This window comes from Deltaproteobacteria bacterium CG11_big_fil_rev_8_21_14_0_20_49_13, from assembly GCA_002796305.1.
In the GTDB taxonomy this organism is placed as follows: Bacteria; UBA10199; UBA10199.
The window spans coordinates 1-10,313 of sequence record PCWZ01000046.1 but is presented as its reverse complement, the minus strand read 5'-3'; the positions used below and the strand labels follow the sequence as shown (position 1 = coordinate 10,313).

The following is a 10,313-nucleotide window of genomic DNA, read 5'->3' as shown; positions in this document are numbered from 1 at the left end:
AACTTCTTATTCGTATGCCAGTGCGAATAAGAAGTTAGAAATACTTATAGTTTTTAACAAAGGTATTACTAACCAAAGGTTAAAATACTATAAAGGGCTTATCGGAATATTTGAGCGTAAATCCTTTGACGATATATTCGCGAAGCCTTTGCGCCACCATCGCTCATCTATTTTTGTTACCGTAGAAATTGATTCCTTCGCAGAGCCTCCAAAACGGTCTTGACCCGCCAGAAAAATATTCGACCGCAAATTTAATACCCCGAAGATTTAGATACTTAAGAATATCGCTAAAAAACGCGGCTTTGTTGGTAAACAGGCAGCGTTCTACATTGATATCGGGCTTGCTCCGCTTGTAGCCATCCCGTTGTGTTTTTATCGTGACCAATTCCGCCATACTGGCCATGCTATCTATAGCTTCACATTCATCTCCGCCCTCGATCCTGGCGCAGATGGTCTGAAACATCAGGTCATTCCCCTTGTCGAACCCCAAACTTATACATACCTGATCGGGGTTAGTTATTGATCTGTAGCTCGTTACCATTTTTTCACTCTCCTTGGTCCTTGGCCTTGGCCGTTATCAGCACATCTTTAAATAAGTTGCCAGCTTTTTTTAAAAAACCGTTCTAGGAAGCGTGACTCAAAAATAGGCCTTCAAGGGTAAGACATGGATCTATCCGATCGAAGAGCTTCGTCCCCTTGGCGAAGAGAGACGCAAGGCCGCCGGTGGCGATTATCAAAGGTTTGCCGCCCGCCTCTTTCACGGTCCTTCTTACCAAATGTTCGACCATCCCAATATAGCCCTGATAGAGACCTGTCTGCATCGCCATCTTTGTGGTCGTGGGTATCATTTTTACTGCTGGTTCTATTTTGATCTTTGGAAGCTTTGATGCTGCTTCATAAAGGGCCTTTTTCGATAAATGTATCCCCGGGGCTATGGCGCCGCCGCGGTAAAAACCATTTGCATCTATATAATCAAGCGTTGTTGCCGTTCCGAAGTCTACGATGATACACGCGCGCCCGTATTTTTTCCATGCGGCTGCGGCGTCGACGAGCCTGTCGGCCCCTATCTCTTTTGGCTTTGGATATCCTATCTTTATTCCGGCGTTCTTATAGGTGACAAATAGCGGTGCGACCCCGAACTTTTTCTTGAGCGCCTTTTTGAGCGCGCGATCTATCTCCGGCACCACACTTGAGACAACAACATGATCCACTATTAAAGGTTTTAACTTGGCAACTTGGTCAACTACCGACTTGACAACTTTGTGGGTCACATATCTCCATGTCTTCACAAGTCTTCGCCCTTTAAAAACACCGAATGTTATATTCGTGTTCCCCACGTCTACTGCTAGAAGCATAACGAAACATCTCCCGCTATTATCTTTTTAACGGCCCCTTCCTTCCTTAAAAGAAGCGCGCCATCCGTATCTATACCAATGGCAACGCCTTTCGTAACTTCATTATTAAAAGTAACCGAAACCTCTTTGTCATTTATGAGCGACCATGAGTTGTAAAGCGCGACGAACGGATCAAACCCGTCGGCTACAAACACATTGTAATAATTATCAAGTTCCTCGCATATATTTTTCAGGACAGCTTCTGGGTCGAATGCCTTACCCTCTTCTTCTTTTAAAGAAGTGGCTATGCCGGAAACTTCGGGGGAAAGGTCGCTTTTCTCTGAATTAACGTTTACCCCGATCCCAACAACAATGGCTCCGTCTCCTTTTTCGGCCAATATTCCGCACAGCTTCTTGCCGTTCAGCCATATGTCGTTCGGCCACTTGACCTTGAGTTCGCCTTTTGTGAAATTCTTAAGCGCATCGGCAACCGCTATCCCCACAACAAGCGTCAAAGGTGAAGTCTCTACCGAGGAGTCTGGTCTTAATATGACCGACATGCAGATACTCCTGCCTGCGGGCGACTCCCATAGACGTCCCATCCTTCCGCGGCCCTTTGTCTGCGTTTCTGCGACAACAACCTCCCCGTGCGCGGCGCCATTTTTTGCAAGACCGAAGGCTATGTCGTTGGTAGACACTATCTCCTTATAATGATGTATTTTGGAGCCAATCATATTTTCGCAAGCTTAACGAGTTTTTCAGCCAGCACCATATATTCTTTTTCCGATATCCCGAAATAATCATGAACGCTGTTATTGCGTGCATCAATGCACAAAAGCCAAGCTTCGGGTTCAGATATTATTCCTATTTTGGCCGCCTGCTTAACGGCAGCCTTTGGCGACGGCGCATCCAGCCCTTCATCTTCCACTTTGATCTTAAGTTCCCGCCATGCATATTCTATGGCCACCTCAAATGCCTTTACAAGCGCCATGAACTCAAGGTCATTGTCTTCGTTCGCTTCTTTGTAGGCCTTTATCGCCGACTGAAGACGTTTTAACGCCGTGTCAAGCTTGGCCGCTCTTTTTGACGCCATATAGAACTCCCTTGAAGTATAGGTACGAGTCCCTGTTCCCGTCTAAAAATACCGGTTCATAATTTATTCCATTTAAGAACCACAGCGGTGCAGCATCCAGATTCACAAGATCAACAATGCGGGGAATATCTTCTGTTGTCTCGTCAACTATGTTTTTTAGCCTCAAATATTCTATCCCCGAAATAGGGCTTTGTCCACGTGTTATTCCAATGTCCCAGTCCGAATATTTTTTAGCAGTCCCTTTTGCCCTTGACCCCAAGAGAATCACCGCAATATCTGGGTCTTTTTTGATAAGCGCCGCCGTAAGGCATTCTATCTCATCTATGTTGGAGATATTTTCTTCAATATTTGAAACCGGCTCAATGAGAGCAAGCGGGTCTTCTTTTAATATGTCGGCTATTCTCTTGAATGAAGACGAAAAAACATCCTTCCCGTAGAGATAGCTAAGGATGGTATTTCTGTGAATGGCCGTTTTTTTTGAAAAGTCAAAAACACTATTAAAGCCTTGTTTTGAAAGGATTTTTTTGAACAGCGTTTCTTTTAGGACATATTTCATATTAAACTCTTAACTGATGGTAATTATAGCATCTTTATAGATAATGTCAATTTTTTGTACATATTGCACATTAAAATGCAACGATACCTTTTGTTGTTTTGGAGGCATCCGGCATCAACTATTACACCTGCTTCGAATAATGGCCTCCTTGACAAGGATTATCCCGTGGGATATCTGGTACCTCCTCATGACTACATTAAAAGGAAAAACCGTGGTGATAGGAATAACCGGCGGGATCGCCGCTTACAAAACATGCGAACTGGTTCGGGAACTCGCTAAAGCCGGAGCCGATGTGCATGTCATTGTGACGGAAGCCGCCCAGAACTTTGTGACACCGTTGACGTTGCAAACGCTTTCGAATAATCCGGTGCACACCGACATGTTCGCGCTAATACACCCAGAGGCGAAAAGCTGGAAGTATGAGGCCGGAGAAAAAAATACGAAACATGATCCGCGAATCACGATCCACATCTCCCTCGCCGACAGGGCCGATGTTCTGGCGATAGCCCCCGCCAGCGCAAATGTAATAGCAAAGGTGGCTCATGGCATATGCGACGACCTGCTTACGACCACAATCTGCGCAACGAAGGCGCGGGTCGTCTTTGCCCCTTCAATGAACGTCAACATGTGGGAGAATCCGATAACTCAAGGGAACATAAAGCACCTGAGGGATCTTAAATATCAATTCATAGATCCTGAAGAAGGAGAACTTGCCTGCGGCTATAAAGGCGTTGGCAGGATGGCCGACATATCAAAGATAGTGGAATTCATTAAAAAGACATGCTCAAAGTCCTGATCACCGCCGGCCCCACAAGGGAATATTTGGACCCTGTTCGCTATATTTCCAACGACTCAAGCGGGGCCATGGGACTTGCCCTTGCGCGTTCTGCGACGGCATTAAAAGCAAGCGTAACGCTCATACACGGCCATATAAAAAAATACCCCCCTCTAGGGGTCCGACCCTTTTCTGTGGTTTCGGGGAGGGAAATGTTCGAAAGTGTCAAGAAATGCTACAGGTCGGCCGATATCATCATATGCGCCGCCGCGGTTGCCGATTTCAGACCGGCTAAATACTCCAGACAAAAGATCAAAAAAACTCACGCACTTACGCACTTACGCACCTACGCACTTCATCTTATTCCAAACCCTGACATCTTGGCCTGGCTGGGAAAACATAAGCGCAAGAACCAGCTTCTAATAGGCTTTGCCCTTGAAACAGACAACCTCGTTAAGAACGCCTATGCAAAACTAAAGGCAAAGAACTGCGACATTATAGTCGCCAATATGGCAAATGTCATCGGTAAGGAGAGTTCGTCGGCTACCGTTATCACCAGAACCGGTCTCAAATTTTCCATAAATAACCGGTCGAAGAATTCGCTCGCCAAAACTATTCTTAAATTCGCCCAAAAATACCAAAAGTGTTGACTAGATCTCGCTAAGGGTGCTTAAGTGGCCCCACTGTCATTCCCGCAAAAGCGGGAATCTAGAGTATGCAAGAGGGGTCCCCGCTTTCGCTGGGATGACAAGGAGAAACAAGCATGACACTCTATTCCGAAAGAACCTTGATGATCGACACCGAGAACGCCTTCAAGGTCGGCCCATACATCGCCGGCATAGAAAAAGAGGGCCACAAGGTGATAAAATGCAATCTGGGAGAACCGGACTTTGCTCTCCCCAAACATATTGTCGACGCCATCAAGGCGGCGCTCGATAAGGACATGACACACTACTGCGATCCCCAAGGGATACTCCCTTTGAGAGAAGCAGTGGCAAAATATATCGGCGAATCGAGAGGCCTTAATATCGCACCCGACAGGGTCGTGGTATTCCCCGGCGGAAAACCTCCCATCGGCCTCTGCCAGCAGACATATTGCAACCCAGGTGATGAGATAATCTATCCATCTCCCGGCTTTCCTATATATGAATCTTTCGTTAAATATGTCGGCGCCAAGCCTGTGCCGCTTCACTTAGACGAAAAAAAGGGTTTTAGCTTCACAGGCGAAGAGCTTGCAAGGCTCATCACGCCCCGCACAAAGCTCATTTATCTAAACTTCCCGTCAAACCCAACGGGCGGAGTAGCGACCAAGGAACAGATAGTGGACATAGCAAGGGTTATAAAAGAAAAGGCGAACCCAGATATCCGGATATATTCTGATGAGATCTACGAACAGATTCTATTCGACGGAGAGCATAACTTTTCAATAGCAAGCCTCCATGGAATGGAGAAGAACACGGTAATAGTCAGCGGCGTCTCCAAGAGCTACTCTTGGACCGGCGGACGCATCGGCTGGGCAGTATTCCCCTCGGCCGAAGAAGCTCAAGTGTTCAAGAACCTCAACATCAACTATTTCTCGTGCATACCGGCCTACAACCAGATGGGCGCGGTCACAGCCATCACTTCTCCCGAAAGCAAAAAGTCGATCCACGCGATGGTCTCGGCGTTCCATGAGAGGCGCGATATCGTGGTGAACGGGCTCAACAAGATAGAAGGCGTCAGATGCCAGCTTCCCAAAGGGGCCTTTTACGCATTCCCCAACATCTCGGGTCTTTGCAAGAGTCTTGGCGTCTTCGATGCGTTCGAATCGCTTCCGGCGGAGACAGGGGCAAAGACGAGCCCTTCCACGATCTTCCAGATGTTCATGTTATTTAAATATTATGTGGCAACGATGGACAGAAAATCGTTCGGTCGCATAGGCGCCGAGAACATGCATTATCTAAGGATATCGATAGCGACAGGTAAGAACGATCTTATCGAGGCGGTTAAAAGGATGGATACTGCAAGCAAAGATAGGGCCGGATTTGAGGCGTTCGTAAAGGAAGGCAAACGGTTATTCTAAAGGAGACCTTATGGAATTACAGTTCGGAAAAAGACGCGCGGTTGTTCTAAACGTAAAGGACGAGCTCAAGAGGTTCAATTTCAACCCCGAAGAGATCAACCACTTCGAATTCTATGACCTTCTCTACCGTACACTTTGTGCGATAATGTACAATTACGTCCCCACATCGGGACATCCCGGCGGAAGCATTTCAAGCGGGCGTTTTGTCCAATCCATCATCTTCAACACGATGGATTACAACTTCACCAACCCGGATGAGGATTCCAACGACTTCATATCCTACGCCGCCGGACATAAAGCTCTTGGTCTTTACGCCATGTGGGCGATGAGGAACGAATTCGTCCGTATCGGACGCCCGGCGATTCTGCCCAAAGAAGAAAAATATCAGATGCGTCTTGAGGACCTTTTGGGATTCAGACGGAACCCGACACAGGAAACGGAGCTATTCAAGAAATATAAAGCTAAGGCTTTGGACGGACACCCGGCGCCATCGACTCCATTCATAAAGATATCCACCGGAGCGTCCGGCGTTGGCGTTGCAACATCTTTCGGCCTCGCCATGGGGGCCATCGACTATTTCGGCGCAGCGAACGCCCCTCACGTTCACGTGATAGAAGGCGAAGGCGGAATGACACCTGGACGCGTGATAGAGGCGTTCTCGTTTGCTTCAACAGCGGGACTCAAGAACTTGACCGTTCACATCGACTGGAACCAGGCATCAATTGACTCCAACCACGTTACGCGCGACGAAACAGGCCCCGGTGATTATGTCCAGTGGGACCCTGTGGAGTTCGCATATCTTAATGACTGGAACGTCATAATAGTTCCCGATGGAAAAGACTTCACTCAAGTATTTGTGGCTCAAAGGCTGTTAAAAGAGATAAAGAACGATCAGCCGACCGCGATCGTTTACCGCACGATAAAGGGCTGGAAATACGGAATAGAAGGAAGGGCAAGCCACGGCGCGGGTCATAAGTTCTGCTCCGAAGGTTACTACGCCGCGCTTAAAGATGCTGAAGATGCAACAGGCATCAAATTCCCGCGTTTTGAAGGCGGCTCCGATGACAATAACGTAGAGAGCCATTACTTTAATACGCTTCTCACCTTAAGAAAGATGGCCGAGGCCAACAAGGAATCCGCCAATTTCCTGGCAGGAAAGACCGAAGATGCCGCCAAGAGATTAAAGACGCTTGGAAGAAAACCGAGGGAGAACGCCCCTAACGCAGAAGTTATCTACGATAAAAAGAGACATAAAATAGACAATGCACCTGAAGCGCTCAAGCTTAAGGTGGGCGATTCCATCACGCTTCGAGGTGTTCTTGGTGATATATTGAACTATTATAATAAAGAGAGCGGCGGCGCCATACTCTCGGCATCTGCCGACCTTCTTGGTTCGACCAGCGTTAATAACGTCTACAAGGGTTTCCCCGAAGGTTTCTACAATTCCGGAGCAAGACCTTTTTCACGCGCCTTATCGGTAGGCGGCATATGCGAAGACGGCATAGGCGGCGTCATGAGCGGTATCTCCGCATTCGGAAAACATATCGGCGTAGGTTCTTCATATGCCGCCTTCATAGCGGCCCTGCAACATATCACAATGAGACTCCACGGAATAGGCCAACAGGCAAGGGTCCACACGTTCGGGGGCAGCTATCATCCGTTCGTAGCCATATGCGCTCACACGGGACTTAAAACGGGCGAAGACGGACCAACACACGCCGATCCGCAGGCGCTCCAGATAGTTCAGGAGAACTTCCCTTCCGATGTGATGATATCGCTGACCCCTTGGGACCCTCAGGAAATATGGCCTTTAATGACGGCGGCCCTTCAGGCACGCCCAGCAATAATCACCCCGTTCGTTACAAGGCCCAACGAAAAGGTGCCTGATAGAGTAGCCCTTAAACTCGCGCCCGCAGTCAATGCAACAAATGGCGTCTACGCACTTCGCTCGGCCGGTGACAAGGCGGACGGCGCCATAGTCCTTCAGGAATCGGGCGTTACCTATACGTTCATTGAACAGGTGCTACCACGGCTTGATAAGGACGGGCTAAACCTAAACATCTATTATGTCGCGAGCGTCGAGCTCTTCGACAGGCTTCCCAAAGATGAACAGGATAAGATATTCTCCGAAAGCTTACGAAGAGAGGCGATAGGAATAACCGGTTTTACGCTTCCAACACTTTACAAGTTCGTGTCGTCGGAAAAGGGCCGACGCGCCAGCATGCACCCCTTCATGAAGGGCCACTACATGGGAAGCGGCCAGGCCTACAAAGTATTGGAAGAGGCGGGACTTGACGGAGAGAGCCAGTATAAGACGGTGAAAAAATTCATTGAACATCGTTGAAATAATTATTGTTTTTGCTAAGCTTATAATGGCTTTCCGCAAATGCTGAAAGGTACCATAATAATGAAACAAACGGGGTCAAAATTGGAGCCTCAGGCTCAAGAGGCTATTAAGGCGTGCTTCCTGAAGGCGGAAAAGATTCCGTAACCGTTCGCGTCGCGTCAATCGTTCCTTTCATCGTCATGAAGGGTATGGCGCTCGCCGATCGCATGAAGGAAAAAGACGCGTGGGATATCTACTATTGCCTTAAGCATTATCCGGGAGGTCTTGATCCCTTGGTCGATGCCTTCAAACCGTTCATGTCGCATGGACTCGTGAAGGACAGTGTTAAATTATTTAAATCGTTCAGACCAATTGCCGTTATTTTTTTGTCAATCGGATAATTTGCCTCGCCGGGATTAACAACCCAAATGTGATTTAAATTTAAGTTTTCAATTGCCGACATCATTGATTTTGTTTTTGCCGGAGCATCAGCATATTTAAATTCAATCCCATAACGTTTACCATGTGCTTGCCACATCAAATCTAATTCCGCACCTGAATGGGTCCCCCAAAAGAAAATCTGTTCTTCATCAATATCAAGTATTTGAATAACATTTTCCAAGGCAAAACCTTCCCACGAAGCTCCAAGCTTTGGATGAGCAAATAGAGAAGATTTAGAATCAATAGTTTGTAAGGTATGGAATAGTCCGCTGTCTTTAATATAAATTTTGGGGCTTTTAATTTGTCTTTTAGAAAGGTTTTCATGCCAAGGTTGAAGAATGCGAACCATAAAAGTTCCTACTAGTATATCAAGGTAATGTCTAACGGTCATATCAGAAATACCAAAAGAGCGGCCTAACTCAGAATAGTTTAAAACCTGTCCATGGTAATGACTTATCATCATCCAAAATCTCCGAAGAGTATTTGCTGGTATATGAATACCAAGTTGAGGGATATCGCGCTCTAAAAAGGATGTAATAAAGTTGTTTCGCCATAGTCTACTTTCTTCAATTGTTTTCGATAAGAAAGACTGTGGGAATCCCCCATATAACCACAATTTCTGCAAAGATTTATTTCCGACTTCATCCAATGCAAAAGTGCCAAGCTGGAAATAAGCAATTCTTCCGGCTAAAGTTTCCGAGCTTTGTTTTATTAAATCACGTGATGCACTGCCTAAAATGAGGAATTTTTGTTTTTTCTTTTGGTCAACCAAAAATCTAAGTAAAGGAAAGAGGTTTGGTTTCCTTTGAATTTCATCAATGACAATAAGCCCTTCTAAGTTTTCAAGTGCAAGGTGTGGTTCTTTAAGACGTAGTTCATCACGAGGGTTTTCAAGGTCAAAAAAATGGTCGTATTTAAGGCTTTTGGCTAGCGTGGTTTTACCAACCTGCCTTGCTCCCAATATAGCAACAACTGGAAAGTTCTTTATCCTTTTCAATACAGCATCTTCTGCCCTTTTTCTTCTTATCATACTTACAGGCTACAGAAATACCCATGAAAAGTCAATGTCTATATATGAAATTTCAATGATAATTTGGCCCTGACGTGCCCGCCTCGGCCTCGAACTGAAGTTTACAAGTTAGAAATCGGAGCTAATAGACATTTCGTGGAGGTTTTTGAGTCGATTTTAGGGTTAAAAACCACGCAGTAAGTATCTGTTTTCTATTGAGGCTAAGGCCTCGATATCTGTGCAAAAGCGCTTATCGCCAGGGTTTTTGGCGAGATACCCATCAAATGCCCCCGCTGTGGAACCGCCATGGACTTGAAGGAGTTCGTCTTTGATGCCCGATGGATATGCAAGGTCATCCCTGAGATATCGCGAGCTCCGCCCAAGATAACCTTCGACCGCAACGTCGCCACGGACGGCCTTGCGTTCGCGCAATCCGAATGCGTGCCAGTTGACAACGATGCTGCCTTTGACCAAACCGTCCCGGAAAATGACGGTTTTTTTAATCAGGATATTAGCTGATGATGTGGTCGTCCACGCTCGTGGTGAGCCTGTCGAACCATGGGCGCACTCTGTCCTTCTTTTTGCCGCTCAAACCACTCAGTTTCTTTCGCTTTCGACGTTTCGAAGGTCACAACACATGTTCGAACTTGCGACTTTTTTCGTAACTACTCACCCAAATTCTAGTTTTTAGCGAGGTGGCTGACGGCAAAATCAAGG

The 10,313-nt window shown here is 46.7% G+C and carries 11 protein-coding genes; 5 read left to right on the top strand and 6 right to left on the bottom strand.

What is annotated here, in order from left to right:
• Positions 1–163 precede the first annotated feature (163 nt).
• The 5 genes from COV46_04050 to COV46_04030 all read right to left on the bottom strand — a co-directional run bounded on the left by COV46_04050 (position 164) and on the right by COV46_04030 (position 2,983).
• Positions 164–463 (bottom strand): hypothetical protein, encoded by a 300-nt coding sequence (locus COV46_04050; GenBank protein PIR17470.1) that lies wholly within the window; start codon positions 461–463, stop codon positions 164–166.
• A gap of 160 nt (positions 464–623) precedes the next feature.
• The gene (locus tag COV46_04045; protein PIR17469.1) at positions 624–1,355 is read right to left on the bottom strand and encodes a pantothenate kinase; all 732 of its coding nucleotides are present in this window, start codon (positions 1,353–1,355) and stop codon (positions 624–626) included.
• Positions 1,346–2,068, bottom strand: a complete 723-nt coding sequence (locus tag COV46_04040; protein PIR17468.1) for a biotin--[acetyl-CoA-carboxylase] ligase — start codon at positions 2,066–2,068, stop codon at positions 1,346–1,348. The genes COV46_04045 and COV46_04040 overlap by 10 nt, the downstream gene beginning before the upstream one ends.
• A complete protein-coding gene (locus tag COV46_04035) occupies positions 2,065–2,427 on the bottom strand; it encodes a hypothetical protein (GenBank protein ID PIR17467.1) in 363 nt (120 codons plus the stop codon). The genes COV46_04040 and COV46_04035 overlap by 4 nt, the downstream gene beginning before the upstream one ends.
• The gene (locus COV46_04030) at positions 2,399–2,983 is read right to left on the bottom strand and encodes a hypothetical protein (GenBank protein ID PIR17466.1); all 585 of its coding nucleotides are present in this window, start codon (positions 2,981–2,983) and stop codon (positions 2,399–2,401) included. Before COV46_04030 ends, COV46_04035 begins: the two co-directional genes overlap by 29 nt.
• A 43-nt stretch (positions 2,984–3,026) precedes the next feature.
• On the opposite strand from COV46_04030, the gene COV46_04025 reads away from it, so the two are divergent.
• From COV46_04025 to COV46_04010, 4 genes are all read left to right on the top strand, one after another.
• Positions 3,027–3,779 carry a hypothetical protein gene (locus tag COV46_04025; GenBank protein PIR17465.1) on the top strand — a complete coding sequence of 251 codons (753 nt, stop codon included), beginning with the start codon at positions 3,027–3,029 and terminating at the stop codon, positions 3,777–3,779.
• Positions 3,764–4,408 carry a hypothetical protein gene (locus COV46_04020; GenBank protein PIR17464.1) on the top strand — a complete coding sequence of 215 codons (645 nt, stop codon included), beginning with the start codon at positions 3,764–3,766 and terminating at the stop codon, positions 4,406–4,408. The genes COV46_04025 and COV46_04020 overlap by 16 nt, the downstream gene beginning before the upstream one ends.
• Before the next feature lie 113 nt (positions 4,409–4,521).
• A complete protein-coding gene (locus COV46_04015) occupies positions 4,522–5,820 on the top strand; it encodes an aspartate aminotransferase (protein ID PIR17463.1) in 1,299 nt (432 codons plus the stop codon).
• A 10-nt stretch (positions 5,821–5,830) separates the two neighbouring features.
• Positions 5,831–8,164 carry a hypothetical protein gene (locus COV46_04010; GenBank protein PIR17462.1) on the top strand — a complete coding sequence of 778 codons (2,334 nt, stop codon included), beginning with the start codon at positions 5,831–5,833 and terminating at the stop codon, positions 8,162–8,164.
• Positions 8,165–8,417: 253 nt separating this feature from the next.
• Here COV46_04010 and COV46_04005 read toward each other — a convergent pair whose 3' ends face one another.
• A complete protein-coding gene (locus tag COV46_04005; protein ID PIR17478.1) occupies positions 8,418–9,614 on the bottom strand; it encodes a hypothetical protein in 1,197 nt (398 codons plus the stop codon).
• A 288-nt stretch (positions 9,615–9,902) separates the two neighbouring features.
• Between COV46_04005 and COV46_04000 the strand changes: the two genes are divergently transcribed.
• The gene (locus COV46_04000) at positions 9,903–10,115 is read left to right on the top strand and encodes a hypothetical protein (GenBank protein ID PIR17461.1); all 213 of its coding nucleotides are present in this window, start codon (positions 9,903–9,905) and stop codon (positions 10,113–10,115) included.
• Positions 10,116–10,313 lie beyond the last annotated feature (198 nt).

Coding starts and splice junctions, on each gene's coding strand:
- COV46_04035 (PIR17467.1), bottom strand. CDS start 2,427: ATGGCGTCAAAAAGAGCGGCCAAGCTTGACACGGCGTTAAAACGTCTT.
- COV46_04010 (PIR17462.1), top strand. CDS start 5,831: ATGGAATTACAGTTCGGAAAAAGACGCGCGGTTGTTCTAAACGTAAAG.
- COV46_04045 (PIR17469.1), bottom strand. CDS start 1,355: ATGCTTCTAGCAGTAGACGTGGGGAACACGAATATAACATTCGGTGTT.
- COV46_04050 (PIR17470.1), bottom strand. CDS start 463: ATGTTTCAGACCATCTGCGCCAGGATCGAGGGCGGAGATGAATGTGAA.
- COV46_04030 (PIR17466.1), bottom strand. CDS start 2,983: ATGAAATATGTCCTAAAAGAAACGCTGTTCAAAAAAATCCTTTCAAAA.
- COV46_04020 (PIR17464.1), top strand. CDS start 3,764: ATGCTCAAAGTCCTGATCACCGCCGGCCCCACAAGGGAATATTTGGAC.
- COV46_04025 (PIR17465.1), top strand. CDS start 3,027: ATGTCAATTTTTTGTACATATTGCACATTAAAATGCAACGATACCTTT.
- COV46_04000 (PIR17461.1), top strand. CDS start 9,903: ATGGACTTGAAGGAGTTCGTCTTTGATGCCCGATGGATATGCAAGGTC.
- COV46_04015 (PIR17463.1), top strand. CDS start 4,522: ATGACACTCTATTCCGAAAGAACCTTGATGATCGACACCGAGAACGCC.
- COV46_04040 (PIR17468.1), bottom strand. CDS start 2,068: ATGATTGGCTCCAAAATACATCATTATAAGGAGATAGTGTCTACCAAC.